The 26905-nt window shown below is 69.9% G+C and carries 25 protein-coding genes and 1 pseudogene; 14 read left to right on the plus strand and 12 right to left on the minus strand.

The genetic code is table 11. The features are described from left to right. Window positions 1-11: 11 nt before the first annotated feature. Together ABKA17_RS26160 and fasR are read right to left on the minus strand one after the other, a co-directional pair. On the minus strand, window positions 12-926 hold the full coding sequence (locus ABKA17_RS26160; RefSeq protein ID WP_353694667.1) for an ACP S-malonyltransferase: 915 nt from the start codon (window positions 924-926) through the stop codon (window positions 12-14). 89 nt (window positions 927-1015) lie between these two features. After that, window positions 1016-2221, minus strand: coding sequence for a fatty acid biosynthesis transcriptional regulator FasR (gene fasR, locus ABKA17_RS26165; RefSeq protein ID WP_353694668.1), 1206 nt, complete (start codon window positions 2219-2221; stop codon window positions 1016-1018). A 70-nt stretch (window positions 2222-2291) separates the two neighbouring features. Between fasR and ABKA17_RS26170 the strand changes: the two genes are divergently transcribed. Next, entirely contained in the window at window positions 2292-2945 is a 654-nt protein-coding gene (locus ABKA17_RS26170; protein WP_353694669.1) for a pirin family protein, read from the plus strand. Here ABKA17_RS26170 and ABKA17_RS26175 read toward each other — a convergent pair. After that, window positions 2942-3757 carry a serine hydrolase domain-containing protein gene (locus ABKA17_RS26175; RefSeq protein WP_353694670.1) on the minus strand — a complete coding sequence of 272 codons (816 nt, stop codon included), beginning with the start codon at window positions 3755-3757 and terminating at the stop codon, window positions 2942-2944. The two genes, ABKA17_RS26170 and ABKA17_RS26175, sit on opposite strands and share 4 nt — an antisense overlap. Window positions 3758-3842: 85 nt before the next feature. Here ABKA17_RS26175 and ABKA17_RS26180 point away from each other — a divergent pair, with 85 nt between their 5' ends. Next, entirely contained in the window at window positions 3843-4319 is a 477-nt protein-coding gene (locus ABKA17_RS26180) for a MerR family transcriptional regulator (protein ID WP_353694671.1), read from the plus strand. Next, window positions 4316-5332 (plus strand): aldo/keto reductase, encoded by a 1017-nt coding sequence (locus ABKA17_RS26185; protein WP_353694672.1) that lies wholly within the window; start codon window positions 4316-4318, stop codon window positions 5330-5332. The genes ABKA17_RS26180 and ABKA17_RS26185 overlap by 4 nt, the downstream gene beginning before the upstream one ends. Before the next feature lies 1 nt (window position 5333). On the opposite strand, the gene ABKA17_RS26190 is transcribed toward ABKA17_RS26185, so the two are convergent. The 3 genes from ABKA17_RS26190 to ABKA17_RS26200 all read right to left on the minus strand — a co-directional run bounded on the left by ABKA17_RS26190 (window position 5334) and on the right by ABKA17_RS26200 (window position 8179). Further along, window positions 5334-6194 (minus strand): DUF4429 domain-containing protein, encoded by an 861-nt coding sequence (locus ABKA17_RS26190; RefSeq protein WP_353694806.1) that lies wholly within the window; start codon window positions 6192-6194, stop codon window positions 5334-5336. Between the two features lie 66 nt (window positions 6195-6260). Beyond that, the gene (locus ABKA17_RS26195) at window positions 6261-7469 is read right to left on the minus strand and encodes an alpha/beta hydrolase (protein ID WP_353694673.1); all 1209 of its coding nucleotides are present in this window, start codon (window positions 7467-7469) and stop codon (window positions 6261-6263) included. Between the two features lie 83 nt (window positions 7470-7552). Continuing rightward, window positions 7553-8179, minus strand: coding sequence for a TetR family transcriptional regulator (locus tag ABKA17_RS26200; RefSeq protein ID WP_353694674.1), 627 nt, complete (start codon window positions 8177-8179; stop codon window positions 7553-7555). Between the two features lie 198 nt (window positions 8180-8377). Here ABKA17_RS26200 and ABKA17_RS26205 point away from each other — a divergent pair, with 198 nt between their 5' ends. Together ABKA17_RS26205 and ABKA17_RS26210 are read left to right on the plus strand one after the other, a co-directional pair. Next, window positions 8378-9865: an MFS transporter gene (locus tag ABKA17_RS26205; protein WP_502994390.1), complete on the plus strand. Its 1488-nt coding sequence runs from the start codon at window positions 8378-8380 to the stop codon at window positions 9863-9865. Between the two features lie 277 nt (window positions 9866-10142). Continuing rightward, complete coding sequence (locus ABKA17_RS26210; protein ID WP_353694676.1) at window positions 10143-10451, plus strand: small hydrophobic protein; 309 nt, start codon at window positions 10143-10145, stop codon at window positions 10449-10451. A gap of 51 nt (window positions 10452-10502) precedes the next feature. Here ABKA17_RS26210 and ABKA17_RS26215 read toward each other — a convergent pair whose 3' ends face one another. Together ABKA17_RS26215 and aceE are read right to left on the minus strand one after the other, a co-directional pair. After that, window positions 10503-11243 (minus strand): potassium channel family protein, encoded by a 741-nt coding sequence (locus ABKA17_RS26215; protein WP_353694677.1) that lies wholly within the window; start codon window positions 11241-11243, stop codon window positions 10503-10505. Window positions 11244-11313: 70 nt separating this feature from the next. Beyond that, complete coding sequence (aceE, locus tag ABKA17_RS26220) at window positions 11314-14046, minus strand: pyruvate dehydrogenase (acetyl-transferring), homodimeric type (protein ID WP_353694678.1); 2733 nt, start codon at window positions 14044-14046, stop codon at window positions 11314-11316. Between the two features lie 363 nt (window positions 14047-14409). On the opposite strand from aceE, the gene ABKA17_RS26225 reads away from it, so the two are divergent. The 6 genes from ABKA17_RS26225 to ABKA17_RS26250 all read left to right on the plus strand — a co-directional run bounded on the left by ABKA17_RS26225 (window position 14410) and on the right by ABKA17_RS26250 (window position 18979). Beyond that, complete coding sequence (locus ABKA17_RS26225) at window positions 14410-14847, plus strand: DUF3052 domain-containing protein (protein ID WP_353694679.1); 438 nt, start codon at window positions 14410-14412, stop codon at window positions 14845-14847. Between the two features lie 124 nt (window positions 14848-14971). Beyond that, window positions 14972-15430, plus strand: a complete 459-nt coding sequence (locus ABKA17_RS26230) for a peroxiredoxin (RefSeq protein WP_353694680.1) — start codon at window positions 14972-14974, stop codon at window positions 15428-15430. Window positions 15431-15560: 130 nt separating this feature from the next. Next, window positions 15561-16136, plus strand: a complete 576-nt coding sequence (locus tag ABKA17_RS26235) for a calcium homeostasis/redox stress adaptation protein (RefSeq protein WP_353694681.1) — start codon at window positions 15561-15563, stop codon at window positions 16134-16136. A gap of 119 nt (window positions 16137-16255) precedes the next feature. Then, on the plus strand, window positions 16256-16831 hold the full coding sequence (locus tag ABKA17_RS26240; RefSeq protein WP_353694682.1) for a TerD family protein: 576 nt from the start codon (window positions 16256-16258) through the stop codon (window positions 16829-16831). Window positions 16832-16958: 127 nt separating this feature from the next. Further along, window positions 16959-18101: a DUF475 domain-containing protein gene (locus ABKA17_RS26245; RefSeq protein ID WP_353694683.1), complete on the plus strand. Its 1143-nt coding sequence runs from the start codon at window positions 16959-16961 to the stop codon at window positions 18099-18101. 140 nt (window positions 18102-18241) lie between these two features. Then, window positions 18242-18979 (plus strand): TerD family protein, encoded by a 738-nt coding sequence (locus ABKA17_RS26250; RefSeq protein ID WP_353694684.1) that lies wholly within the window; start codon window positions 18242-18244, stop codon window positions 18977-18979. Window positions 18980-19003: 24 nt separating this feature from the next. Here ABKA17_RS26250 and ABKA17_RS26255 read toward each other — a convergent pair whose 3' ends face one another. Then, window positions 19004-19867 (minus strand): TerD family protein, encoded by an 864-nt coding sequence (locus ABKA17_RS26255; protein WP_353694685.1) that lies wholly within the window; start codon window positions 19865-19867, stop codon window positions 19004-19006. 196 nt (window positions 19868-20063) lie between these two features. Here ABKA17_RS26255 and ABKA17_RS26260 point away from each other — a divergent pair, with 196 nt between their 5' ends. From ABKA17_RS26260 to ABKA17_RS26270, 3 genes are read left to right on the plus strand one after another with little or no spacing between them, the layout of a single operon-like run. Beyond that, window positions 20064-21230: an HpcH/HpaI aldolase/citrate lyase family protein gene (locus ABKA17_RS26260; RefSeq protein ID WP_353694686.1), complete on the plus strand. Its 1167-nt coding sequence runs from the start codon at window positions 20064-20066 to the stop codon at window positions 21228-21230. 22 nt (window positions 21231-21252) lie between these two features. Then, entirely contained in the window at window positions 21253-23763 is a 2511-nt protein-coding gene (locus ABKA17_RS26265; protein WP_353694687.1) for a phosphoribosyltransferase, read from the plus strand. Then, window positions 23763-24590: an HAD family hydrolase gene (locus ABKA17_RS26270; protein WP_353694688.1), complete on the plus strand. Its 828-nt coding sequence runs from the start codon at window positions 23763-23765 to the stop codon at window positions 24588-24590. The genes ABKA17_RS26265 and ABKA17_RS26270 overlap by 1 nt, the downstream gene beginning before the upstream one ends. A gap of 13 nt (window positions 24591-24603) precedes the next feature. Here the strand turns inward: ABKA17_RS26270 and ABKA17_RS26275 are convergent. The 3 genes and pseudogenes from ABKA17_RS26275 to ABKA17_RS26285 form a co-directional block, all read right to left on the minus strand. Further along, a pseudogene (locus tag ABKA17_RS26275) lies at window positions 24604-25227 on the minus strand (DedA family protein); the annotation flags it as partial. Window positions 25228-25278: 51 nt separating this feature from the next. After that, window positions 25279-25506, minus strand: a complete 228-nt coding sequence (locus tag ABKA17_RS26280; protein WP_353694689.1) for an FmdB family zinc ribbon protein — start codon at window positions 25504-25506, stop codon at window positions 25279-25281. 20 nt (window positions 25507-25526) lie between these two features. Further along, window positions 25527-26897 (minus strand): hypothetical protein, encoded by a 1371-nt coding sequence (locus ABKA17_RS26285; RefSeq protein WP_353694690.1) that lies wholly within the window; start codon window positions 26895-26897, stop codon window positions 25527-25529. Window positions 26898-26905 lie beyond the last annotated feature (8 nt).

The raw sequence follows: 26905 nt of genomic DNA on the forward strand, positions 1-26905 counted from the left end.
CGGGCTCCTTTTCAGGCGCTCTGCTCGGCGATGAGCTCGCGAGCGGCGTCGAGGTCGTCGGGGGACTTGAGCGCCAGCGTCTTCACGCCGGGTAGCGCGCGCTTGGCGAGACCGGTGAGCGTGCCGCCGGGGCACACCTCGATCAGCGCCGTGACACCGAGCTCCTTGAATGTCTCCATGCACAGGTCCCAGCGGACCGGGTTGGCGACCTGGCCGACCAGGCGCTCGAGCACCTCGGCGCCGGTGGCGACGGTCTGGCCGTCCTTGTTGGAGACGTAGGTGAGCGTCGGGTCGCCCGGTGTCAGATCGGCGGCGGCCTTAGCGAGCGCGTCGACGGCGGGGGCCATGTGGTGCGTGTGGAAGGCGCCGGCCACCTTCAGCGGGACGACCTTGCGGACGCCCTCGGGCTTGTCCTCGTTCAGCACGGCGAGCTGCTCCAGCGTGCCGGCGGCCACGATCTGGCCGGCCCCGTTGACGTTCGCCGGGGTCAGGCCGAGCTTCTCCAGGTGCGCGACGCTCACCTCGGGGTCGCCCCCGAGCAGCGCGGACATGCCGGTCGCGGTGATCGCGGCGGCCTCGGCCATGGCCAGACCGCGCTTGCGTACGAGGGTCAGCGCGGCGGTGTCGTCGAGGACACCGGCGAAGGCGGCGGCGGTGATCTCGCCGACGCTGTGGCCCGCGACGGCGCCCGGGGTGACGGCACCGAGTGCCGAGGCGGACAGGATTCCGGCGGCGACCAGCAGCGGCTGGGCCACCGAGGTGTCACGGATCTCGTCCGCGTCGGCCTGGGTCCCGAAGTGGGCGAGGTCCAGGCCGATGGCGTCCGACCACGCGGCGACGCGGTCGGCGGCACCGGGGAGTTCGAGCCAGGGGGTCAGGAAGCCGGGCGTCTGGGCGCCCTGGCCGGGAGCGACGAGTACGAGCACTCTCACACTCTCTCTTGAGGGCGGCCCAAGCCGCCCGTGGGGACAGGGACGAAGAACACGAGGGGGTTTTGTGGGCCCCCGACAAAAGCCTAGAGCTGGAGATCCCCGTCGACCAGACGTCCCAGGATGAGCGCGATACGCAGCGTGAACGCGGAACGTACATCGGAGGGTGACCAGCCGGTGACGTCAGTCACACGTCGAAGCCGGTAGCGCACGGTGTTGGGATGGACGAAGAGCATACGGGCGGCGCCTTCGAGACTGCTCGCCTGTTCCAGATAGACCGAGAGCGTCTCGAGGAGAGCTGAACCGGCTTCCTCCAGTGGTCTGTAGATCTCCTCCACCAGCTGCTCGCGCGCGCTCGGGTCACCCGCGATGGCGCGCTCCGGAAGCAGATCGTCCGCCAGTACCGGGCGCGGGGCGTCCTGCCAGGCGGAACAGGCTTTGAGCCCGGCCGCGGCGGCCTGCGCGGAGCGCGTGGCTGCCAGCAGATCGGGTACCACGGGCCCGGCGACCACGGGTCCCGCGGCATAGGGCCCGATCAGCGACTTGGCGACGGCGATCGGGTTGTCGCTGCCACCGGCGATGACGACGAGCCGGTCCCCGAGGACCCCGGTGAGCACCTGGAGCTTGGCGTGCCGGGCGGCCCGCCGGATCGCCTCGACGGTCAGCTCGGAGTCACCGTCGGGGGCGGTGCCGAGGACGACACACACATGCTCGGGGGAGTTCCAGCCGAGCGCGGCGGCCCGGCTGACGGCCCCCTCGTCGGCCTCGCCGCTGAGCACGGCGTTGACGACGAGGGACTCCAGGCGGGCGTCCCAGGCGCCGCGTGCCTCGGCGGCCTGGGCGTACACCTGGGCGGTGGCGAAGGCGATCTCGCGGGCGTAGACGAGCAGGGCCTCGCGCAGCACCGACTCGTCGCCGGGGGCGGCGACCTCGTCGATGGCGGACTCCATGACCTCGATGGTGGTGCGCACCATCTCCACGGTCTGGCGCAGGGTGATGGCGCGGGTCAGCTCGCGCGGCGCGGTCCCGAAGACATCGGTGGAGATCGCCTGCGGGGCGTCGGGATGCCGGAACCACTCGGTGAACGCGGCGATACCGGCCTGCGCGACCAGCCCGATCCAGGAACGGTTCTCCGGGGGCATGGCCCGGTACCACGACAGCGTCTCGTCCATCCGCGCGATCGCCTGCGCGGCCAGGGACCCCGACGACTTCTCCAGCCGCTTCAGGGTCGCCGGGTGGGGATGAGGTTCACGAGCGACGGCTTCGGTGTTGCTGGCTTCGGGTTCGGGCACGGGACAAGACTGCCTTATCCGGACGTGAGTGCGCTCCGCCGGGTACCGGGTCAGGGCTACGGTGGTGCCCGTGACGGACGTACGGCGCGCCGCTGGGCGCTATCCAGGGGGCGATCCGGCGGCCGGGATCGAGTCGCTGCACGCCTTCTCCTTCGGGCCGCACTACGACCCCGACAACCTCCGGTTCGGCGCGGTGATCGCCTGCAACGAGGAGCGGCTCGCCCCCGGCGCCGGCTTCGACGAGCATCCGCACAGCCACACCGAGATCGTGACGTGGGTGGTCGAGGGCGAGCTCACCCACCGGGACTCCACCGGGCACGAGACCGTCGTGCGCCCCGGCGACGTGCAGCGCCTCAGCTCGGCGGCGGGCGTCCGCCACGTGGAGCGCAACGACGGCGAGAAGCCCCTGACCTTCGTACAGATGTGGCTGGCGCCCCTGGATCCGGGCGGCGAACCGTCGTACGAGATCGTCCGCGGCATCGCCGACTCCACCCCGTACGCCGTCCCCGAGGCCGCCGCGATGCTGCATGTACGACGCCTCGGAGCGGGCGAGCGCACGGCGATGCCGGACGCCCGGTGGCTGTACGTCCACGTCGTGCACGGTGAAGTACGCCTGGACGGCGAGCAGTTGGCCGCGGGCGACGCGGCCCGCGTCACGGACGCCGAGGGGCTGGACGCGGTGGCGGTGACCCGGGCCGAGCTGCTGGTGTGGGAGATGTCCTAGAGCTCACCCAGCACCGCGTCCGTGAACACCGGCCACGCCTCGACCGCCCACGGTCCGAAGGCCCGGTCGGTCAGCGCCACGCAGGCCGCCCCCGCGGCCGGGTCGATCCACAGGAACGTGCCGGACTGGCCGAAGTGACCGAAGGTGCGGGGCGAGGACGAGGCGCCCGTCCAGTGCGGGGACTTGGCGGCGCGGATCTCGAAGCCGAGACCCCAGTCGTTGGGGTTCTGGTGGCCGTAGCCGGGAAGAACCCCCTTCGTCCCGGGGTACTGGACCGTCATCGCGTCCGCGACCGTGCGCGGGTCCAGCAGCCGCGGCGCCTGTACCTCCGCCGCGAACCGCAGCAGATCCTCGACCGTCGAGACGCCGTCCTTGGCCGGGGAGCCCTCCAGCGAGGTCGCCGTCATGCCCAGCGGCTCCAGCACCGCCTGCCGCAGATACTCGGCGAACGGGATGTCCGTGGCCTTCGCGATGTGGTCGCCCAGCTGCTCGAACCCGGCGTTGGAGTACAGCCGCCGCTCACCGGGCGGGGCCGTCACCCGGGGCTCGTCGAAGGCGAGCCCCGAGGTGTGCGCCAGCAGATGCCGCACCGTCGACCCCGCGGGACCGGCGGGCTCGTCGAGCTCGATCGCGCCCTCCTCGTAGGCGACGAGCGCCGCGTACGCCGCGAGCGGCTTGGTGACCGAGGCCAGCGGGAAGCGATGGCCGACCGGTCCGTGCGTACCGAGTACGGTTCCGTCCGCCCGTACGACGGCCACGGCGGCGGTCGGGACCGGCCAGTTCTCGATCAGGGTGAGGCTCTTCAGCGACATGCGCCGATGCTAACCACCGGGTCCTGTGGAATTCTTACCGGTTCCGCTTGCTTCGAGTGCACTCCAAGGTCATAGCGTTGAGGCCATGACGGTGATGGAGACCACCACGACGGGTACCAGGACCGACAGCTGCAGTGCCCCGCCGCACCCGCACCGGCGTCCCCTGGGCCAGGACAGCTACACGATCAGCGAGGTCGTCGCCTTTACCGGCCTGTCGGCGCACACGCTGCGCTGGTACGAGCGCATCGGCCTGATGCCGCACATCGACCGCTCCCACACCGGCCAGCGCCGCTACAGCAACCGCGACCTGGACTGGCTCGACTTCGTCGGCAAGCTCCGGCTCACCGGCATGCCGGTCGCCGACATGGTGCGGTACGCGGAACTGGTCCGCGAGGGCGACCACACCTTCGGCGAGCGCTTCGAACTCCTCGAGTCGACCCGCCGGGACGTACTGACCCGCATCGCGGAGCTCCAGGACACCCTCGCCGTGCTCGACCGGAAGATCAGTTTCTACGCCGAAGCCGGACAACCCCACGCCTACGAAACGGAGAAGGCCGGATGACCGACAGCAGGATCCCGACCGCACGACTGGGCACCGGCGGCCCCGAGGTGGGGGTACAGGGCCTGGGCTGCATGGGCATGAGCTTCGCCTACGGACCCGCCGACGCGGGGGAGTCCCGGGCGGCCCTGGAGCGCGCGCTGGAACTGGGCGTCACCTTGTACGACACGGCGGACGCCTACGGCGCGGGGGAGAACGAGAAGTTCCTCTCCCCCTTCTTCAAGGCCCACCGCGACGAGGTCGTGATCGCGACCAAGTTCGCCCTGTCGATCCCGCCGGACGACCCGACCCGGCGGATCATCCGCAACGACCCGCCCTACATCCGCCAGGCCGTCGAGGCGAGCCTGAAGCGGCTCGACGTCGACGAGATCGACCTCTACTACATGCACCGGCGCGATGTGAACGTGCCGATCGAGGAGAGCGTCGGCACCATGGCCGAGCTGGTCCGCGAGGGCAAGGTCAAGCACCTGGGGCTCAGCGAGGTCACGGGCGCCGAACTGCGGGCCGCCCAGGCCGTCCACCCCGTCGCCGCCGTGCAGTCGGAGTGGTCCCTGTTCAGCCGGGACATCGAGGAGGGCGTCGTACCGGCCGCCCGCGAGCTGGGCGTGGCCCTCGTCCCGTACTCCCCGCTGGGCCGCGGCTTCCTCACGGGCTCCTTCGCCAACGCCGAGCAGGACCTGACGGCCGACGACTTCCGCCGTCAGCAGCCCCGGTTCACGGGCGAGAACGCGGCCGCCAACGTGGCCCTGCTGGAACCGGTCCGCGCGGTGGCCGAGGCCCACGGCGTCTCCCTGGCACAGGTCGCGCTGGCCTGGGTGCAGCGGCAGGCGCGGGTGCACGGTCTGTCGGTGGTCCCGATCCCGGGCACGAGCAAGCCGGGCCGGGTGGCGGAGAACGTGGCCGCGACGCGGATCGAACTGACCGAGGAGCAGCTGGCCCTGCTGGAGCCGATCGCCGGGAAGGTGGCGGGCGACCGCTACGCGGACATGACGTTCACCTCCGCCGGGCGGGACTGACTCAGAGCTCCGCGAGCAGTTCCGCCTTCTTCACCGAGAACTCCTCGTCGGTGACCAGCCCAGCCTGGTGCAGTTCCCCCAGGTGACGGATGCGCTCGGCGATGTCGGCCGGATCGCGCCTCGGCGCACCGGCCGGCACCGCCGCGGTCGGCCCGCTCGCGCGGACGGCGGCCAGTACGGCGGCGGCGAACGGCAACGACTCGTGCACCGGCCCGTATCCGAGCCCGAACACGACGGCGGCGGGATCCTGGTCGGCCTGCGCGGGCGGGGTGTCCCCCTCGCGCCGCAGCAACCGCAGATGCCCCTCGAACACCTCCGGCGAACGCCACTCGACGCCACCGAGTTCGGTGACCGGGAAACTCTGGTCGCCGGCCTTCCACTTCGCCGACGAGGCGCCGGTCCAGAACCACCGGAAGCGCACGGTCTTCCCGTCGAAGGACGCCTTCCCGTCGTACGCCTTGAAGGACAGCGGCACCTCGGGCGCCGGCACCAGGAAGCGCTCGGCGGGCTCGTCGTCCTGTCTCACCAGGCCGCGCAGCTCGTCGGCGTAGTACTCGGCGAGCACCTCCCGCTCGGCGGGCAGCACCAGCCGGTAGGGATCGCACCCCTCCTTCAGCTGCCCCGCGGCCGCCTCCATCAGCGGATCGGCGCCGGGGCGGGGCTCGGCGCGCAGCACCACGGTGCCGCGCTTGCCGGGCGTCAGCGTCACACCGGCCAGCGCCGAGAGGGGGATCCGTCGCTCTCCCAGGGACTGGAAGAGCTTGGGTGTTCGAATCCCCCGTTCGTAACGGATGAGCACGGAGTCGGACTCGAACTCCCAGGCGGCATGAAATCCGGCCAGTACGTCACCCATGCGGCTCATCGTATGCGGCACGAGCTCCTCCGTCGCCTCCCCGCGAGACCGCAATTCCTGCGCCCTCTACGCGCGTCAGCCCGCCATGGTGCCGGACAAACCGGCGCGGCAGGCTTCGTCGTCCTTCGCACAGTGCACCGAGCGATACGCGCCGACGCCGATCTCGGCGAAGTTCAGCAGGCTCTCGGTGCCCGGCTCGAAATAGCCGCTGTGCCCCTTCGCGTCCGCCGCCGACAGCACCCGTGCCCCGAACGCGGAGGACACCGGGTCGGCTCCATGGCCCAGCCCGCCCAGTTCCAGGTACGGCACGTCCTGGATCCAGTCGTCGGCGTCCCGCATCGCCCACACCTGGGCCGTGGTGTGCAGCTGGGAGGCGTTGGCGACCCGCATCCCCGGACTGCCGGCCACCGCGATGTCGGCCACCCGCTCCGGCAGTTCGTGCGCGGCGACCCCGCACACCACCGAGCCGTAGCTGTGGCAGAACAGGGAGACGGTCGAGACGCCGGGCAGCGCGCGCACCAGCGCGTTCAGCCGGACGGCACCGCTCTCGGCGCGCATCGCGGTCGCCGAGTCGAGGCCGAGACCGCCGGGGGCGGTGTAGTCGGCCCAGGCGATGACGGCCGTACGCGTCGAGGGGCTCGCCGCCTTCTCCGCGGCGTACAGCGACTTGGCCATGCCGACCGGGGCCGAGTACTTGCGGTAGGTGCGCTGGAAGGTGAGCAGATCGGTGTCGACGCCGGGGACGACGATCGAGATCCGCTCGGCCTTGTTCAGGTTGCCGAAGACCTCGGCGACCCGCCCGGAGCCCTCCGGGTCGAAGGCGAGGATCTTGCGCTTGTCGCTCATCAGTGCTTCGAAGCGGTGCATACGGTGACCCGCCGCACGCTGACCGTCGGGCGAGAGCCGGCTGTCGTGCATGCGTTTCAGCTCGACCTTGCGGGCCTGTACGAGCGCGATGCGGTTGGCGCGGTAGCGCAGCTCGACGGGGGCGCCGTTCATGTTGCCGACCGCCAGGGGATAGCGGCGGGCGAGGGCACCGCGCTGTTGAGCGGTCAGCGAGGTGAAGAAGCGGGAGAGCGTGGCGGGGGCCGCGTCGGGGTCCGGCAGCCGCTGTCCCGCTATGCGGCCGTCCTCCCAGGCGCTCAGCGAGGTCTGGAGAGCGGTGGTGTTCTTCTGGTTGCGCAGGGCGGTCCAGCCGGTGGTCGCCAGCATCACGAACACCACGGCCAGCGCGAGCAGTGCGCGCCAGACGTTCAGTTGGGGAGAGGTGTCGAAGGAAGTCACTGAAAGGACACACTAGGAGAACGAGAGGGTCTCGCGTTAACCGAGTGACGGAGGTCACGTTTCGGTTCACCGTGACGATGACCTCAGTTTGTTCGCCAGTTCTCCGTCAATGCCGGACCCACCTGTTCGAGATACGAAACCGTGAGCGTCCGCATCGCGTCCAGACTGAAGTCCGCGTCCAGGTTCCACTGCCGTTCCGTCACCCGCATCACCCCGCTGAAGACGGCCACCGCGAGCCGCGGCCGCGGATCGGCGTCCACGTCGAGCCCCTCCCGCTCGGCGATCACCCGCGCCAGCGTCTCCTCGACCTCCATGGACCGGCGCAGATGCGCGGCCAGCAGCACCGGCGTCGACTCCACCACCCGGTACATCCGCAGATACAGCTCGACCGGTACGACGGACTCGATCACGTCGTTGAGCGTGTCCCAGCCCTCCAGGACCGCCTGCCGCAAGGCCTCCAGCGGTGCCTCGTGCGCCGGGCGCCCGCGCACCGCCTCGACGAAGTGCGCCACCGTCATCGCCTCCACGGCGAGGGCGGCCTCCTCCTTGTTCGCGAAGTAACGGAAGAAGGTGCGCTGCGAGACCTCGACGGCTTCGGCGATGTCGTCGACGGTCGTCCCCTCGTACCCCCGGGTCGTGAACAGCTCGAGGGCGGCTCGAAGCAGCGCCTCGCGGGTGCGCTGTTTCTTGCGTTCGCGCAGGTTCTCCATGCTGTGTCAGTTACCGACTTATGAATTGGATTGTCAACTGTCAGAGGCTGTCACTAGCCTCGACGTATGACTAGTCAGACCACGCTCGACAAGACGGGGCCGGGGGACGGCAGGCCGGCCGCCCCGTCGGACGGAGCCCTTGCCTCGGGGCTGCGCGGCCACCCCTGGCTCACCCTCATCACCGTCGCCGTAGGCGTCATGATGGTCGCCCTCGACGGCACCATCGTCGCCATCGCCAACCCGGCCATCCAGCAGGACCTCGGCGCCACCTTCGCCGAGGTGCAGTGGATCACCAACGGCTACTTCCTCGCCCTCGCGGTCGCCCTGATCACCGCGGGCAAGCTCGGTGACCGCTTCGGCCACCGCCAGACCTTCCTGATAGGCGTGGTCGGATTCGCGGCCGCCTCCGGTGCGATCGGCCTCTCCCACAGCATCGGGTTCGTCGTGACCTTCCGCGTCCTGCAAGGTCTGTTCGGCGCCCTGCTGATGCCGGCCGCGCTCGGCCTGCTGCGTGCGACCTTCCCGGCCGAGAAGCTCAACATGGCCATCGGTATCTGGGGCATGGTCATCGGCGCCTCCACCGCGGGCGGCCCGATCCTCGGCGGTGTCCTGGTCGAGCACGTCAACTGGCAGTCGGTGTTCTTCATCAACGTCCCGGTAGGTGTCCTGGCCCTGGTCCTCGGCATCCTGATCCTCCTGGACCACCGCGCCGAGAACGCCCCGCGCTCCTTCGACCTGCCGGGCATCGCCCTGCTGTCGGGCGCGATGTTCTGCCTGGTCTGGGCCCTGATCAAGGCTCCGGAGTGGGGCTGGGGCGCCGGACAGACGTGGACCTTCATCGCCGCGTCGCTCCTGGGCTTCGGGCTCTTCGCCTTCTGGGAGACCAAGGTCGCCGAGCCGCTCATCCCGCTGGGCCTGTTCCGCTCGGTCGCGCTGTCCGCCGGTGTGGTCCTGATGGTCCTGATGGCCATCGCGTTCATGGGCGGCCTGTTCTTCGTGACGTTCTACCTCCAGAACGTGCACGGCATGAGCCCGATCGACGCCGGCCTGCACCTTCTCCCGCTCACCGGCATGATGATCGTCGGCTCCCCGCTCGCGGGCGTGATGATCACCAAGCTGGGCCCGCGCATCCCGCTGGCCGGCGGCATGGCGGCCACCGCCATCGCCATGTACGGCATGTCGACGCTCGAGACCGACACCGGCAGCGCCGTGATGTCCCTCTGGTTCGCCCTGCTGGGCCTGGGCCTCGCCCCGGTCATGGTCGGCGCCACCGAGGTCATCGTGGGCAACGCGCCGCTGGAGCTCTCCGGTGTCGCCGGCGGTCTCCAGCAGGCCGCGATGCAGATCGGCGGCAGCCTCGGCACCGCCGTCCTGGGTGCCGTGATGGCCTCCAAGGTCGACAGCGACCTCGCCGGCAACTGGAAGGACGCGGGCCTGCCGCCGCTCACCGCGGCCCAGGAGGCCCAGGCCTCCGAGGCCGTCCAGGTCGGGGTGCCGCCGATCGCCAAGGGCACCCCGGAGGCCATCGCCGCGAAGATCACGGACGTCGCCCACGACACCTTCATCTCCGGCATGAGCCTCGCGTCCCTGGTCGCCGCCGCGGTCGCGGCCGTCGCCGTCCTCGTCGCCCTGCTCACCAAGCGCGGCGCGAACGCGGAGGCGGGCGCGGGAGTGGGTCACATCTGACCGACAGGCCCGTGGGCCACGGGCCACAACTGACGGGATTTCAGGCGACTTCCCCTATCAGGGTGAAGAGGCTAAAGATTCCTCGCCCCCGGTACGCGCCGCAGGTCACAGTTAGTCAAGCCCTCCGCACGGCAGTGCATATGCCGCGGAGAGTGGACCGGTGCTGCGGCGCGCTGCCGGAGGGGGGCGGCGCGCCGCAAGGCCGGAGGATTGAAGACCGCACCGGGGGTACTCGCCCCCTCGACCCCAAACTGCCTAGGGGTCAGGGGAGTTGTTGATGATGGCGGGCTTCGGACACGGCACGCGCAGGCACCCTCGCTCACGTGGCCGGACGTGGTCACGGACCGGGCCGGATCGCGCGACGCTGGGAATCGTCGGAGTCATCTGCGCGGTCGCGGGATTCTTCGTACTGGGGATCGTCCTCGGCCCCGTGGCGATCATCGCCGGCTGGCTCGCGATGGGCCGCAGCTGGACAGGCTCCCGCCCGGTGACGGCCCTGGTCGCCGTCGTACTGGGCGCCATAGACACGCTCCTGGCCGTCATCTGGCTGGCCGGAGCGGCGTCCCCCGGGACCGGGATTCTCTGAGCCGGGGGGAGTGAGGGGAGGGCCCCCGGTGGATGGGCCGGGGGCCCCACCTCAGTGTCTGACCGACCGCTGTTCCTGGAGCGCCGTCACCTGGGCCCGCAGCGCCTTGACCTCCTCGGTCAGCGCCACGATCGCCTCCGTCTGGCGCCGCTCCTCCACGTCGTCCTTCTCGAACCGGGCGATGAACCACGCCGCGATGTTCGCGGTGACGACACCGAGCAGCGCGATGCCGGACAGCATCAGCCCCACCGCGATGATCCGGCCCAGTCCGGTGGTCGGCGCGTGGTCCCCGTACCCCACGGTCGTCATCGTCGTGAACGACCACCACACCGCGTCACCCAGTGTGCGGATGTTCCCGTTCGGGGAGCCCCGCTCCGCCGAGAGCACCGCCAGCGAGCCGAACATCAGCAGCCCGACCACGGCCCCCGCGACATAGGTGGTCAGCCGGATCTGCGAGGCCATCCGGGCCCGCCGCTGCACCAGCAGCAGCGTGGCGACGACCCGCAGCAGCCGCAGCGGCTGGAGCAGCGGCAGCAGCACCGCGCACAGGTCCAGCCAGTGTCTGCGCACAAACCGCCGCCGGTCCCGCGAGAGCGCCAGCCGCACCACGTAGTCGACGGCGAACGCGCCCCACACCGTCCACTCGACCGCCGTGCAGACGGTGGTGAGCGACCGGCCGGCCGCCTCGTCCACGATCGGCACGGCATAGGCGACCGCGAACAGCACCGCGAGCGCCATCAGAGGCCGCTGGGTCAGGTGTTCCCAACGGACCTGCGCCGATTGTTCCTTCATGGACGCATCGTAAAGAAGTAGTAAGGGCGGTGGGACCACAGGTCCCACCGCCCTTCACACACGCGGAGCGCTACGCGTCGCCGCCCGCCGCTCCCGGGTCGGCCGCCGACACGTCGAGCAGCTGGTACCGGTCGATCGCCTGCTTCAGCACGGACCGGTCGACCTTGCCCTCCCTGGCCAGCTCGGTCAGCACGCCCACCACGATCGACTGCGCGTCGATGTGGAAGAAGCGGCGCGCCGCACCCCGGGTGTCGGCGAAGCCGAACCCGTCGGCGCCCAGCGACTGGTAGGTGCCCGGCACCCAGCGCGCGATCTGGTCCGGCACCGAACGCATCCAGTCGGACACGGCGACGAACGGACCCTGCGCACCGGACAGCTTCCGCGTCACGTACGGCACCCGCTGCTCCTCCTCCGGGTGCAGCAGGTTGTGCCGCTCGACGTCGACCGCGTCGCGCCGCAGCTCGTTCCAGGAGGTCGCCGACCAGACGTCCGCCTTGACGTTCCACTCCTCGGCGAGGATCTTCTGCGCCTCCACAGCCCACGGCACGGCGACACCCGAGGCGATGATCTGCGCCGGGATCGATCCCGAAGTGCCCTCGCTGAAGCGGTGGATGCCCTTGAGGATGCCCTCGACGTCCACGTTCTCAGGCTCGGCCGGGTGCTGGATCGGCTCGTTGTAGACGGTGAGGTAGTAGAAGACGTCCTCGGCGTCCGGGCCGTACATCCGGCGCAGACCGTCCTGCACGATGTGCGCGATCTCGAACCCGTAGGCCGGGTCGTAGGCGACACAGCCCGGGTTGGTCGAGGCCAGCAGCTGCGAGTGGCCGTCGGCGTGCTGGAGCCCCTCACCGGTAAGCGTCGTACGTCCGGCGGTCGCACCCAGTACGAAACCGCGCGCCAGCTGGTCGGACATCTGCCAGAACTGGTCGCCGGTGCGCTGGAAACCGAACATCGAGTAGAAGACGTAGACCGGGATGAGCGGCTCGCCATGGGTGGCGTACGCCGAACCCGCCGCGATCAGCGAGGCCGTGCAGCCCGCCTCCGAGATGCCGTCGTGCAGCATCTGGCCCGTCGGCGACTCCTTGTACGCGAGCAGCAGTTCACGGTCGACCGACTCGTACTGCTGGCCCAGCGGGTTGTAGATCTTCGCGCTCGGGAAGAACGAGTCCATGCCGAACGTGCGGTACTCGTCCGGCGCGATCAGCACGAACCGCTTGCCGATCTCCTTGTCCCGCATGAGGTCCTTGAGCAGTCGTACGAAGGCCATGGTGGTGGCGATCGACTGCTGACCGGAGCCCTTCTTCACGGTCGCGTACGTCTTGTCGTCCGGCAGCGCGAGTGGCTCGGCGCGCACGACACGGGTCGGGACATAACCGCCGAGCGAGCTGCGGCGGTCGTGCATGTACTGGATCTCCTCCGAGTCCCGGCCCGGGTGGTAGTACGGCGGCGCGCCGGACTCCAGCTCCTGGTCGGTGATCGGGATGTGCAGCCGGTCGCGGAAGCCCTTGAGGTCGTCGACCGTCAGCTTCTTCATCTGGTGCGTGGCGTTGCGGCCCTCGAAGTTGGGACCCAGCGTCCAGCCCTTGACGGTCTTGGCGAGGATGACCGTGGGCTGGCCCTTGTGCGCCTTGGCCGCCGAGAACGCCGCGAAGATCTTCTTGTGGTCGTGACCGCCACGGCCCAGGTGCAGGATCTGGTCGTCGGTCATGTTCTCGACCATCGCGCGCAGCCGCTGGTCGTCACCGAAGAAGTGGTCGCGGATGTACGCCCCGGTCTCGGTGGCGTACGTCTGGTACTGGCCGTCCGGCGTGGTGTTCATCCGGTTGACCAGCAGACCGTCGCGGTCCTGGGCCAGCAGCGGGTCCCAGGAGCGGTCCCAGACCAGCTTGACGACGTTCCAGCCGGCGCCGCGGAAGACCGACTCCAGCTCCTGGATGACCTTGCCGTTGCCGCGCACCGGTCCGTCGAGGCGCTGGAGGTTGCAGTTGACGACGAAGGTCAGGTTGTCCAGGCCCTCACGGGCGGCGATGGTCAGCTGGCCGAGCGACTCCGGCTCGTCCATCTCGCCGTCGCCGAGGAAGGCCCACACATGCGACTTGGAGGTGTCGGCGATCCCGCGCGCGTGCATGTAGCGGTTCATCCGCGCCTGGTAGATGGCGCCGATCGGGCCGAGGCCCATGGAGACGGTCGGGAACTCCCAGAAGTCCGGCATCAGACGCGGGTGCGGGTAGCTGGACAGCCCGTACGGCGCCTTCGACTTCTCCTGGCGGAACGAGTCGAGGTTCTGCTCGCTCAGGCGGTCCAGCAGGTACGCGCGTGCGTAGATGCCGGGGGAGGCGTGGCCCTGGAAGAAGACCTGGTCACCGCCGTCGCCCTCGTCCTTGCCGCGGAAGAAGTGGTTGAAGCCCACGTCGTACAGCGAGGCCGAGGAGGCGAAGGTGGCGATGTGGCCGCCGACGCCGATGCCGGGCCGCTGGGCACGGGAGACCATGACAGCGGCGTTCCAGCGGGTCGCGTTCAGGATCTTGCGCTCGATCTCCTCGTTGCCGGGGAAGAACGGCTCGTCCTTGGTGGCGATCGTGTTGACGTAGTCCGTGCTGCGCATCTCGGGCACGGCCACGCGCTTCTCGCGGGCCCGCTCGATCAGCCGCAGCATCAGGTAACGGGCCCGCTCGCGGCCCCGCTCGTCGACGGCGGCGTCGAGGGAGTCGAGCCACTCCTGGGTTTCCTCGGGATCGAAGTCAGGAACCTGACTCGGAAGGCCGCCAATGATGATCGGATTGCGATCGGATCCGGAAGCCACGCTGTTCCTTCGCTGTCAGAGGGCTGTTTTCCATGGGTATACGGGATGCCTGCACCGCTCCCCATCGTGTACCTCGGAAAAGCAAACGTCATCTCTACCGAGTGGTAACCAAGGCCCTTGACGGCCGCATCGAGCCTCTTCGGGGTTCCCAAAGCCACAAAGGGGGCAGAAGGGTGTGGTGTAGGTCACTTATGGCGGCAATCGTGTGCCTGGAGTTGCGGTGACACGGCCAGGAACGTCACCGTTTCGGCGGTCTGAACGGCCGGGTACTTGCGCGATCCGTCCCGCCCGTGTGGACTACGGCCAATGCTTCGCGCACGCGCGTGGCTGAGTTATTCCCAAAACATGATCAGGAGGCAACCCGTGAGCGCGACCGCGGACCACGCGGAGGAGCGGACGAACCCTGCCGCAAGGCTGGGGTTCCAGCCCGAGCAGGTGGTCCAGGAGATCGGCTACGACGAAGACGTCGACCAGGAGCTCCGCGAGGCCATTGAGGAAGTCATCGGCAGCGAGCTGATGGACGAGGAGTACGACGACGTCGCCGACGCCGTGGTGCTGTGGTTCCGCGATGACGACGGCGACCTCACCGACGTACTGGTGGACGCCACCACGTACATCGAGGAGGGCGGCTCGATCCTGTTGCTGACGCCGAAGACCGGCCGCGACGGCTACGTCGAGCCCAGCGACATCTCCGAAGCCGCGACGACGGCGGGGCTCTCGGCCTCCAAGAGCGTCAGCGTCGGCAAGGACTGGAGCGGCAGCCGGCTCGTGACGCCGAAGGCAGCCAAGTCCAAGCGGTGACCCTCCGCTGAGCAGTACCGGACGGGCCGGGCACCGGATGTGCTCGGCCCGTCCGTCAGTCTGTCGTGATCGCTGCGTAGGGTGTTCTCACCCGAACAGTCCCACCCGAGAGGGATTCACGACGATGGCGATCCAGGTCGGCGAAAAGGCCCCCGACTTCGAGCTCAAGGACAACCACGGCAGGGCCGTGAAGCTGTCGGACTTCCGCGGCAGCAAGAACGTCGTCCTGCTCTTCTACCCCTTCGCCTTCACCGGGGTGTGCACCGGCGAGCTCTGCGAGCTGCGCGACAACCTGCCGCAGTTCTCCGACCGCGACACCCAGCTGCTCGCCGTCTCCAACGACTCCATCCACACCCTGCGCGTCTTCGCCGAGCAGGAGGGCCTGGAGTACCCGCTGCTGAGCGACTTCTGGCCGCACGGCGAGGTCTCCCGCGCCTACGGCGTCTTCGCCGAGGACAAGGGCTGCGCGGTGCGCGGCACCTTCGTCATCGACAAGGAGGGCGTGGTCCGCTGGACCGTCGTCAACGCCCTGCCGGACGCCCGTGACCTGAACGAGTACGTGAAGGCACTCGACAGCATCTGAGTCGGGACACCCTGTGATTGTTAGGTTCCAAGCCCTGCGTAGGGCGGGAACCCGTCACTAGGATCGACTCGTTGATCCGGTATCAAACGCATGGCGGGGCTCCCCGCCCCTGGACACCAATGGAGGACTCGTGGGAGTCAGCCTCAGCAAGGGCGGCAACGTATCGCTGACCAAGGAGGCCCCTGGCCTGACCGCGGTCATCATCGGTCTGGGCTGGGACGTCCGCACCACGACCGGCACCGACTTCGACCTGGACGCCAGCGCACTGCTGCTGGACGGCTCGGGCAAGGTGAGCAGCGACGCGAACTTCGTCTTCTTCAACAACCTCAAGAGCCCCGACGGCTCGGTCGAGCACACCGGCGACAACATCACCGGTGAGGGCGAGGGCGACGACGAGCAGATCAAGGTCAACCTCGCGGGCGTCCCGGCCGAGATCGAGAAGATCGTCTTCCCGGTCTCGATCTACGACGCCGAGAACCGCCAGCAGTCCTTCGGCCAGGTCCGCAACGCGTTCATCCGCGTCGTGAACCAGGCCGGCGAGGCGGAGATCGCGCGCTACGACCTCTCCGAGGACGCCTCCACCGAGACCGCGATGGTCTTCGGCGAGCTGTACCGGCACGGCGCGGAGTGGAAGTTCCGCGCCATCGGACAGGGCTACGCCTCGGGCCTGCGCGGCATCGCGCAGGACTTCGGCGTCAACGTCTGAGCCGTCCGTCAGGCGTCAGCCAGACGTGAGCCACCCGTCCGGCGCCGCACGGTTTACGTGCGGCGCCGGACGCGCAGGACCACCAGAGAAACAGCAGCACACGGGGAGGGACCAGCATCATGGGCGTCACGCTCGCCAAGGGAGGCAATGTCTCCCTGTCCAAGGCCGCGCCGAACCTCACGCAGGTGATGGTCGGTCTGGGCTGGGACGCACGCTCCACCACCGGAGCCCCGTTCGACCTCGATGCCAGCGCACTGATGTGCAAGGACGGACGGGTCATGGGGGACGAGTGGTTCGTCTTCTACAACCAGCTCAAGAGCCCGGACGGCTCGGTGGAGCACACCGGCGACAACCTCACCGGTGAGGGCGACGGCGACGACGAGTCGCTCCTGATCGACCTCTCCAAGGTGCCGGCCCAGTGCGACAAGATCGTCTTTCCGGTCTCGATCCACGACGCCGACAACCGGGGCCAGACCTTCGGCCAGGTCAGCAACGCCTTCATCCGCGTGGTGAACCAGGCCGACGGCCAGGAACTCGCCCGCTACGACCTCAGCGAGGACGCCTCCACCGAGACGGCGATGATCTTCGGCGAGGTCTACCGCTACCAGAGCGAATGGAAGTTCCGAGCCGTCGGGCAGGGGTACGCGTCCGGGCTGCGGGGCATCGCCCTGGACTTCGGGGTCAACGTCTCGTAACGCGATATGAGCAAAAGCCGGGGCCCGGTGGGGTACGGAGGGGGGCCGACTAGACTCCGCTTCAAAGTTCGGTAAAGAGCCGAGTAGGGCAGCGGGGGAGACCCGTACATACAGGATTGGGTAGCCAGTGGTTCTGAAAACCTTCGGCTGGTCGTTCGCGGTCACCGCGCTCGGCCTCGTAGCGGCGGTCTTCTACGGGGGGTGGACCGGGTTCGGCATCGTGGCGATCCTCTCCATCCTCGAGATCTCGCTGTCCTTCGACAACGCGGTGGTCAACGCCGGAATCCTGAAGAAGATGAATGCCTTCTGGCAGAAGATCTTCCTCACCATCGGTGTGCTCATCGCCGTGTTCGGCATGCGGCTGGTGTTCCCGGTCGTGATCGTGGCCGTCACCGCCCAGATGGGGCCGATCGAGGCGGTCGACCTCGCCCTCAACGACAAGGACCAGTACCAGCAGCTGGTCACCGACGCCCACCCGGCGATCGCCGCGTTCGGTGGCATGTTCCTGCTGATGATCTTCCTGGACTTCATCTTCGAGGACCGGGACATCAAGTGGCTCGCGTGGCTGGAGCGCCCGCTCGCCAAGCTCGGCAAGGTCGACATGCTGTCGGTCTGCATCGCGCTCATCGTCCTGCTCATCACCTCGATGACCTTCGCGACCCACGCCCACCAGCACGGCGGCGCGCATGTCGACAAGGCAGAGACGGTTCTCCTCTCCGGTATCGCGGGTCTGATCACCTACATGATCGTCGGCGGTCTCTCCGGCTACTTCGAGGACAAGCTCGAAGAGGACGAGGAACGTGAGCACGAGGAGGAGGAAGAGGCCGCACGCACCGGCAAGCCACGCTCGGCCGTCGCCCTCGCCGGCAAGGCGGCGTTCTTCATGTTCCTCTACCTCGAGGTCCTGGACGCGTCCTTCTCCTTCGACGGTGTGATCGGTGCCTTCGCCGTCACCAACGACATCGTGCTGATGGCGCTGGGCCTGGGCATCGGCGCCATGTACGTCCGTTCGCTGACCGTGTACCTGGTCCGCCAGGGCACCCTCGACGACTACGTCTACCTGGAGCACGGCGCGCACTACGCGATCGGTGCGCTGGCCGTCATCCTCATGATCACCATCCAGTACCAGATCCACGAGGTCATCACCGGTCTCGTCGGTGTCGTCCTGATCGGCTGGTCCTTCTGGTCCTCGGTGCGCCGCAACAAGGCCCTCGCGGAAGCAGAGGGAAAAGCGGCGGGCTCGGACGACAAGGCTGAGGTCTCCGTCTAGGACCTCGTGTCTCGGCCGGGTGTGACAACGCTCCGGGTGAGGAACGCTCTGAGCGGGGCGGCGTCGACTCCTCGACGCCGCCCCGCCGGTCTTCGACCGGACATCGTGTGGCACACCTGAGTGAACGTGGGGGCGGGAACATGGGCTTCTTGGACGGACTGTGGCCTGGACGCGCGGCCGAGTTCGACTCGGGCAACGCGGCGACCAACTCGATCGTGCTGACCAAACGGCACGACCGGGTCTCCCTCAAGGAGCAGGGCGCCGAGACGGGCAACCTGCGCATCAACCTGGCCTGGCGGATGCGGACGTCCGACATCGGCGGCTCCCAGCGGGAGAGCCTCTTCCGGCATCCCTTCCGGGCGCTCAAGCCGCCGGAGGTCATGGGACACAGCCAGAGCATGGTCAACGTCGACCTCGACCTGGGATGCCTGTACGAGCTGGCCGACGGCACCAAGGGCGTCGTACAGCCGCTCGGCGGCTTCTTCGGGGACGTCAACGCGGCGCCGTACGTGAAGCTGAGCGGCGACGACCGGTTCGGCTCGGCGTCGGGCGAGACGATCTACGTCAACCTCGACCACAAGGACGCCATCAAGCGGATCCTGGTGTTCGTCTACATCTACGACCAGACCCCGGCCTTCGACCGCACCCACGCGATCGTGACCCTGTACCCGAGCAACGGGCCCCGGATCGAGATAGGCCTCGACGAACGTCATCAGCAGGCCCGGTCCTGCGCCGTGGTGATGATCGAGAACGTCAAGGGCGAGATCGTCGTCCGACGCGAGGTGAAGTTCGTCTACGGGTTCCAGGCCGAGCTGGACCGGCTGTACGGGTGGGGTTTGCAGTGGGGGCGGGGCTACAAGACCAAGGCGGACCGCTGACGGCCCGTGGCCCCAGGGCGGCCCCTACGGCCGGATGAACTGGGGTCCCTGAGGCGGCAGCCGGAAGTCCGGGTCCGGGGCGGACGCCGTCGCCGGCTGCGGATAGCCGTAGCCCGACCGGTCCCCCGCGGTCGCCGGGACCGGGGGCGCGGTCTGCGGGTAGCCGTAACCGGGCCGGCTGGTCGGCTGCGGGTAGCCGTAGGCCGGCTGGGTCGGCGGGGGCGCCTGGGTCGTAGGGGGCGTCTGGGGGTAGCCGTAGGACGGCTGGGACGGGACCGCGGTCGGCTGCTCGGGCGGGAGGGGCTGGGAGGCCTCGGGGACCGGCGTGGGCTCCTCCACCGCCTCCGACTCGTCCACCATGATCCCGTAGTCGCTGGCCAGGCCCTGGAGGCCGTTCGAATAGCCCTCGCCCAGGGCGCGGAACTTCCAGCCCTCCCCGCGGCGGTACAGCTCCCCGCAGATCAGCGCGGTCTCCCGGCCGGTCTCGGGCTTGACGTCGAAGTAGGCCAGCGGCTCACCGTCGGCGACCGCCGCGTCGTACAGCAGGATGCGCAGGCCCTGTACGCGGTCGAAGGTGACGTCCTCCGCCGATGCGACCAGAAGAATCTGACCGATCTCGGACTCGACACCGGAGAGATCTGTCTGGATCGTGTCGGTGAGACCCTCGGCGACACGCTTCTGGCCGAGGCGCCAGACCTTCCCGGAGGGGTGCCGGGGCTGGTTGTAGAAGACGAAGTCCTCGTCGGAGCGCACGCGACCGCCGGGGCCGAGGAGCAGCGCCGAGGCGTCGACGACCGGGACCCCCTGCCCGGGCGTCCAGCGCACCACGGCGCGCACCGTGGTGACTTCGAGCGGGACGTTCGACCCCTTCAGCATGGCGTGCGTCATACGGTCATCCTGCCCTCTCGGTCGCGGTCACGACAACGCGGGGTGCGGCTTCCGCGGGTCGGATCCGACCCGGCTGTGCTCGGCCGCGTTACCTGGAATTCATGCCCGATGGGAACCCCTGACATGGGTTTGTACGTACTATTACCGGCCACCTGTGAATGGTTCACAGGAGGCCCAGCCGCCACGGGGGAGTCATATGCGTCATTTCGGGCACATCGCCCCTGAGGTGCGTCAGCGCCTCTTCCACCAGGAGCCGTGCGAGTTCACCACGGACTCCCCGGCCCGGCTGCTCTCCGCGGCCCTGGGCGCCACCCTGTACAGCCCGGCCACCCGGCCGCGGCTCGCCGACGACATCCTGAAACAGGTCGGGCGTGGCGTGGTCTCGATGGTGCTGTGCCTGGAGGACTCGATCGGCGACGAGGACGTCGTGGACGCCGAGGAGAACCTCGTACGACAGTTCACGGAGCTCGCCGAGCGGGCGGGTGCCGATCTGCCGCTGCTCTTCATCCGGGTCCGCCATCCCGAGCAGATCCCCGACCTCGTCCAGCGGCTCGGCCCCGCGGTCCGGCTGCTGTCCGGATTCGTGCTTCCGAAGTTCACCGAGGAACGCGGCATCCCCTTCCTGGAGGCCCTGTCCGGCGCCGAGGCGGCGAGCGGACGGCGGCTCTTCGCCATGCCGGTCCTGGAGTCCCCGGACCTCATGTACCGCGAGTCCCGCGTCGAGACCCTCGAGGGCATCGCCCGCGCGGTCGACAAGTACCGCGACCGGGTCCTGGCGCTCCGCCTCGGCGTGACCGACTTCTGCTCCTCCTACGGCCTGCGCCGGGCCCCCGACATGACCGCCTGGGACGTCCAGATCGTCGCCTCCGTGATCGCCGACGTGGTGAACATGCTGGGCCGCGCCGACGGCACCGGCTTCACGGTCACCGGACCGGTCTGGGAGTACTTCCGCGTCCAGGAGCGCATGTTCAAGCCACAGCTGCGCCGCAGCCCCTTCCTGGAGGGCCAGGCCGAGGAACTGCGCGAGGCGCTCATCGAGCACGCCATGGACGGGCTGCTCCGCGAGATCGCCCTCGACCAGGCCAACGGTCTGATGGGTAAGACTTGTATTCACCCTTCGCACGTGCTGCCCGTGCACGCACTGTCGGTGGTCAGTCACGAAGAGTTCAGTGACGCGGCGGACATCCTGCGCCCGGAGCGCGGCGGCGGGGGTGTGCTGCGCTCGCAGTACACGAACAAGATGAACGAGGTGAAGCCGCACCGGGCCTGGGCCGAGCGCACCATGCTCCGCGCCGAGGTGTTCGGGGTGGCCAACGAGGACATCGGCTTCGTGGAGCTGCTGGCCGCCGGAATCCCGGACTGAGCCGGGTCGACACAAGGGACGCATGAACAACGCAGTGAACAACGGGGTGCCGGACGCGACGTGGTCCGGAACCTGGGTCGCCGAGCGGCTCGGGGTCGAACTCCTGGGCGACGACAAGCTGACGGACCTGCTGGGCCTCGCCCTGCGCCGCAACCCCAAGCGGGCCCACCTGCTGGTCTCCAACGTGCTCGGCAAGCACGTCCCGCAGTCACCCTCCGTGGTCTACGGCTCGGGCTTCGCCCTCGGCCGCCGGGTCCGCGACCTGCTGGGCACCGAGGAGTCCGCCCGCGCGGTCGTCCTCGGCTACGCGGAGACGGCGACCGGCCTCGGCCACTCGGTCGCCGACGGCATCGGCCTCGCCCCCTACCTCCACTCCACCCGCCGCCCGGTCCCCGGCGTCGCCCCGGCAGGCGGCTTCGAGGAGTCCCACAGCCACGCCACCTCCCACCTGCTCCTCCCGGAGGACCCGGCCCTCCTGGTCGGCGACGGCCCCCTGGTCCTCGTGGACGACGAGTTCTCCACGGGCAACACGGTCCTGAACACGATCAGGGACCTCCACGACCGGTACCCGAGGAGCCGGTACGTGGTAGTGGCCCTGGTCGACATGCGCTCGGACGCGGACGCGGGCCGCCTGGAGGCCTTCGCGCGGGAGATAGGCGCGAGGGTGGATCTGGTGGCGGCGGCTACGGGCACCGTAAGGCTGCCAGAGGGGGTGCTGGAGAAGGGCCAGGACTTGGTGGCGAGGTTCGAGTCCAACGCCCTAGGGGCGCGGGGCTGTGTTGAATCTGCGGCTACCGCCGCGCGGGCGCGACCAGCCCCCACGGACCCGCAGCCGACACACAACCGAGTCGACCTCCACTGGCCCCACGGCCTCCCCGACGGCGGCCGCCACGGCTTCACCCCCACACACCGAATACGCCTCGACGCCGCCCTCCCCGAAATGGCCGCCCGCCTCGCCGAATCCCTCGGAGAGAACCCCCACCGCGTCCACATCCTCGGCTTCGAAGAGCTGATGTACGCCCCCCTCCGCCTCGCCCGCGAGCTGGAGCAGGTCACGGACGCCGCAGTCACCTACTCCACGACCACCCGCTCCCCGGTGCTGGCCGTCGACGACCCCGGTTACGCCATCCGCACCCGCCTCACCTTCCCGGCCCACGACACCCCGGCCGACGGCCCCGGCGACCGCTACGCCTACAACATCGCCGGCGCCGGCTTCGACGCCATCGTCGCCGTGGTCGACTCCACCGCCGACACCCCCGAACTCCACGCCCCCGACGGCCTCCTGGCGCAGCTCGCCGAACACACCCCGCACGTCCTCCTCGCGGTCGTCCCCAGCTACACCCCCGAGCCCCTGTACGTCCCCGAAAGGCCCTCGATGCTGCCCGAGCCCCTCCGCGGCCCCGCCTTCTCCTCGTACGCCCCGGAAGAGGTCGGCTGGCTGCTCCAGGACCTCTCGGACGTGACGCTGGAGGCACCGACCGAGGAGCGCGAGGAGGCCATCCAGAGCGGCGGCGCGCACTACGCGGAGTCGCTGCCGGTGGAGTACCAGCCGAGCGAGCAGTACCAGCGGCTCTTCCACGCGGCCCTGGACGGCGCGACAGCCCGGCTCGCGCAGGCAGTCGGCGCCGTGACCGAGATCGTGCTCGCCGAGCGCTCGCCCCGCCCGGTCCTGGTGTCCCTCGCCCGCGCCGGCACCCCCGTGGGCGTCCTGATGCGCCGCTGGGCCCAGTTCCGGCACGGCCTCGAACTGCCCCACTACGCCGTGTCGATCGTCCGCGGCCGCGGCATTGACGCCAACGCGCTGCGCTGGCTGGCCGCCCATCACGACCCGGCCGACGTGGTGTTCGTCGACGGCTGGACCGGCAAGGGCGCGATCACCCGCGAACTCGCGGACGCCGTCAAGGAGTTCGAGGCCTCCGACGGCATCACCGGCTTCGACCCGGAGATCGCGGTGCTCGCCGACCCGGGCTCGTGCGTGAAGACGTACGGCACCCGCGAGGACTTCCTCATCCCCTCCGCGTGCCTCAACTCCACAGTCTCCGGCCTGATTTCACGCACCGTCCTGCGCGCGGACCTCGTCGGCCCGAACGACTTCCACGGCGCGAAGTTCTACCGCGAACTCGCCGGCGCCGATGTCTCCGTGGACTTCCTCGACGCCGTCGCCGCCGCCTTCCCGGAGGTCGTGGAGTCGGTGGACGCGCAGGTCAAGGAGTTGCTGTCCGGCGACCGCGAGCCCACCTGGGAGGGCTGGGCGGCCGTCGAGCGGATCAGCGAGGAGTACGGCATCCACGACGTGAACCTCGTCAAGCCCGGCGTCGGCGAGACCACCCGGGTGCTGCTGCGCCGGGTGCCCTGGAAGATCCTGGCGCGGGCCGGCGCGGGCGCCGACCTGGACCACGTACGCCTGTTGGCCGAACAGAGAGGTGTCCCCGTGGAAGAGGTCGACGAACTCCCGTACACCTGCGTGGGGTTGATCCACCCCAAGTACACGCGGGGCGCGACGGGCGCCGACGGCAAGGCGGTGAACGTCTGATGCAGGTACTGGTGGCGAGCGACCTGGACCGTACCCTCATCTACTCCGCGGCGGCCCTCGCGCTGACCATGCCGGACGCGCGGGCGCCCCGGCTGCTCTGCGTCGAGGTGCACGAGAGCAGACCGCTGTCGTACATGACCGAGACGGCCGCCGGACTGCTGGCCGACCTCGGTGACGCGGCGGTGTTCGTACCGACGACCACGCGGACCCGCAAGCAGTACCAGCGGATCAACCTGCCGGGCCCCGCCCCGAAGTACGCGATCTGCGCCAACGGCGGGCATCTGCTGGTGGACGGTGTGACGGACGCCGACTGGCACGCGCGCGTGCAGGCGCGGCTGGCCGACGAGTGCGCGCCCCTGGACGAGGTCCGCGAGCACCTGCTGCGGACCGCCGACCCGGTCTGGGTGCGCAAGCACCGTGTCGCCGAGGACCTCTTCGCCTACCTCGTCGTCGAGCGCGAACTGCTGCCGGAGGACTGGGTGAAGGAGCTCGCGGTGTGGGCGGAGAACCGCGGCTGGACGGTCTCGCTCCAGGGCCGCAAGATCTACGCCGTCCCGAAGCCGCTGACCAAGAGCGCCGCCATGCGCGAGGTCGCCCGCCGCACCGGCGCGGACCTGAACCTGGCGGCCGGCGACTCCCTCCTCGACGCCGACCTGCTGCTCGCCGCGGACCGGGGCTGGCGCCCGGGCCACGGCGAACTCGCCGACGAGGGCTTCACCGCCCCGGGCATCACCGCGCTGCCGGAGCGGGGCGTGCTGGCGGGGGAGCGGATCCTGCGGGAGTTCCTGCGCGCCACGCGCGGAACGCCGGCGGCTCCTACGAGTTGACGCGCACGTCCCGAGAGCGCCTGCGGCGGCCGGATCCCGGTCGCCGCAGCAGTCGTACGACGATGAACGCGACCAGCGCCAGCGCGGCCCCCGCGAGGACCACCTTCGAGTACGCGGAGACGATGTCGGTGACCTGGGTCCAGTTGTCGCCCAGCATGTAGCCCGCCATCACGAACACGGTGTTCCACAGCGCGCTGCCCAGCGTGGTCAGGCCGAGGAAGACGGGCAGCGGCATGCGTTCGACGCCGGCCGGTACCGAGATCAGGCTGCGGAAGATGGGGATCATGCGGCCGAAGAAGACCGCCTTGGTGCCGTGCCGCAGGAACCACGCCTCGGTCTTCTCGATGTCCGAGACCTTCACCAGCGGCAGCCGGGCCGCGATCGCGACCGTGCGGTCCCGGCCGAGCAGCGCGCCGACGCCGTACAGCGCGAGTGCGCCGATCACCGAACCGGCCGTCGTCCACAGCAGCGCTGCCAGCAGGTTCATCTGGCCGGTGCTGGCCGCGAACCCCGCGAGCGGCAGGATCACCTCGCTCGGCAGCGGAGGGAACAGGTTCTCCAGGGCGATGGCCAGCCCGGCGCCGGGCGCGCCGAGCGTGTCCATGAGTCCGTTGATCCACTGCGGTGCGGCTGTCATGCCGCCCACGGTAGAAAACCGCAGCTGAAGGATTCCTGAAGAAGGCAGCCGTCAGCCGCAGCAACCCCCGCCACAGCAGCCACCGCCACCGCCGCCTCCGCCGGAGCGGGGCGCCTGGGCAGGCGCGGACGCCGAGCCGCCGACGGCCACCGTCGACAGCAGCTTCACCGTGTCGTCGTGACCGGCCGGACAGTCGGCGGGGGCGGACGACTCGGCCATCGGACGACTCAGTTCGAAGGTGTCACCGCAGGTCCGGCACCGGTATTCGTAGCGAGGCATACGCACAGGTTAACCGCGCCTCAGTGGCCGGCGCCGCGCTCCTCCCGGATCTGCGAGACCACTCGCGCCACCGTCTGCCGTACCGCCTCCGTCTCGGTGAGGAAGTGCCAGTAGTCGGGGTGCCGGCCCTCCAGGGTGCCGATCGCGCGCTCCAGGCGGGCCACGGAGTCGTCCAGCGGACGTGCGTGGCGCGGGTCGGGGGTGTTCCGGCCGGTCATCGCGAGGCGCTGGGCGTCCCGGATGGCGAAGCGGGTGCGGTCGATCTCCTGCTGGGGGTCCTTCTGTACGGCGTTCAGGCGCCGCAGCCGGTCGCCGGCCGCCGAGACGGACTCGTCGGTGGTGTTCAGCAGGGCCCGTACGGTCGACAGCAGGGCGGTGGCGTCCGGCCAGCGCTGCTCGTCGCGCGCGGTGCGGGCCTCGGTGAGCTTGCGCTCGGCCTGGCGGACGTTCTCCGTGGCCTGGTCCGGGACCTGCTGGAGGTCCTGCCAGCAGGCGGCCGTGAAGCGGCGGCGCAGCTCGCTGAGGACCGGGTCGACCTGTCCGGCGCGGGTGGTCAGGGCCTGGGCGCGGGTGCGCAGGGAGACCAGCCGGTGGTCGATCTCGGCGGCCTTCTCGGGCAGCCGCTCGGACTCGACCCGGACCGCCTCGGCCTCTCTCGCGACGCGCTCGGCGCGCTCCAGGGTCTGCGGGACCCCGTGCTGCCCGGCGCCCTGGTTCAGCTTGGTCAGCTCGGGACCGAGGGCGGCGAGCCGGGCGGCGAGGTCGTCCGCCTTCAGCCCCGACTGCCGTACGGCGTCCAGGGCGTTGGAGGCGGCCAGCAGTCCCTGCCGGGCCCGCTCGACGGCCGGGGCGAGCCGGGCCAGCTGGGTCTCGGCCTTGCCGAGCAGCGGGCCGAGCCCGTCGCCGAACCGGTCCAGCTCCCGCTTGACGTTGGCCAGCTCGTCCTTGGCCTTCGTGAGCTCGGTCCGCGCGTGGACGGCGACCGACGCCTCCAGGTCGTCCCGGTCCAGGTCGTGCGCGTCGACGGCCTCGATGTAGCGGTGGCTGGCCTCGTCGATCCGTCTGCCGATCGCCTCGAAGTCGGCGACCGCGCGCCGGGCGGCGGGGGAGTCGTCGACCGCGATGATCGTCTCGATCGAGATCCGCAGATCGCGCTGGGCGGTGTCGAGCTCGTAGAACGCGGCCGCGGCGGCGTCCTTCGCGGCCTGCGCCTCGGCCCGCTGGCTCTCCGAGCGCCCCCCGAACCAGCGCCGGGTGCCGCCGCCGGCGAACGCGGCCGGCAGCGCCAGGGCGACGGCCAGTGGCAGTGCGACGAGGGTGAGCGTGTCGCGGAGCGCATCACGTGCGCGCGGCTTCGACGGCGAGTACGGCTGCGCTGGTGTCGCCGTCACATCCCTCT

Source organism: Streptomyces sp. RG80 (genome assembly GCF_040446465.1).
In the GTDB taxonomy this organism is placed as follows: Bacteria; Actinomycetota; Actinomycetes; order Streptomycetales; family Streptomycetaceae; genus Streptomyces.

Bases quoted from the DNA above. Each gene is read 5' to 3' on its own strand.
- ABKA17_RS26215 (WP_353694677.1), bottom strand. From the start codon at position 11,243: ATGAAGGAACAATCGGCGCAGGTCCGTTGGGAACACCTGACCCAGCGG.
- ABKA17_RS26175 (WP_353694670.1), bottom strand. From the start codon at position 3,757: ATGTCGCTGAAGAGCCTCACCCTGATCGAGAACTGGCCGGTCCCGACC.
- ABKA17_RS26190 (WP_353694806.1), bottom strand. From the start codon at position 6,194: ATGAGCCGCATGGGTGACGTACTGGCCGGATTTCATGCCGCCTGGGAG.
- ABKA17_RS26210 (WP_353694676.1), top strand. From the start codon at position 10,143: ATGATGGCGGGCTTCGGACACGGCACGCGCAGGCACCCTCGCTCACGT.
- ABKA17_RS26205 (WP_502994390.1), top strand. From the start codon at position 8,378: ATGATGGTCGCCCTCGACGGCACCATCGTCGCCATCGCCAACCCGGCC.
- ABKA17_RS26185 (WP_353694672.1), top strand. From the start codon at position 4,316: ATGACCGACAGCAGGATCCCGACCGCACGACTGGGCACCGGCGGCCCC.
- ABKA17_RS26200 (WP_353694674.1), bottom strand. From the start codon at position 8,179: ATGGAGAACCTGCGCGAACGCAAGAAACAGCGCACCCGCGAGGCGCTG.
- ABKA17_RS26280 (WP_353694689.1), bottom strand. From the start codon at position 25,506: ATGCCTCGCTACGAATACCGGTGCCGGACCTGCGGTGACACCTTCGAA.
- ABKA17_RS26180 (WP_353694671.1), top strand. From the start codon at position 3,843: ATGACGGTGATGGAGACCACCACGACGGGTACCAGGACCGACAGCTGC.
- ABKA17_RS26260 (WP_353694686.1), top strand. From the start codon at position 20,064: ATGCGTCATTTCGGGCACATCGCCCCTGAGGTGCGTCAGCGCCTCTTC.
- ABKA17_RS26270 (WP_353694688.1), top strand. From the start codon at position 23,763: ATGCAGGTACTGGTGGCGAGCGACCTGGACCGTACCCTCATCTACTCC.
- ABKA17_RS26255 (WP_353694685.1), bottom strand. From the start codon at position 19,867: ATGACGCACGCCATGCTGAAGGGGTCGAACGTCCCGCTCGAAGTCACC.
- ABKA17_RS26265 (WP_353694687.1), top strand. From the start codon at position 21,253: ATGAACAACGCAGTGAACAACGGGGTGCCGGACGCGACGTGGTCCGGA.
- ABKA17_RS26240 (WP_353694682.1), top strand. From the start codon at position 16,256: ATGGGCGTCACGCTCGCCAAGGGAGGCAATGTCTCCCTGTCCAAGGCC.
- ABKA17_RS26250 (WP_353694684.1), top strand. From the start codon at position 18,242: ATGGGCTTCTTGGACGGACTGTGGCCTGGACGCGCGGCCGAGTTCGAC.
- ABKA17_RS26230 (WP_353694680.1), top strand. From the start codon at position 14,972: ATGGCGATCCAGGTCGGCGAAAAGGCCCCCGACTTCGAGCTCAAGGAC.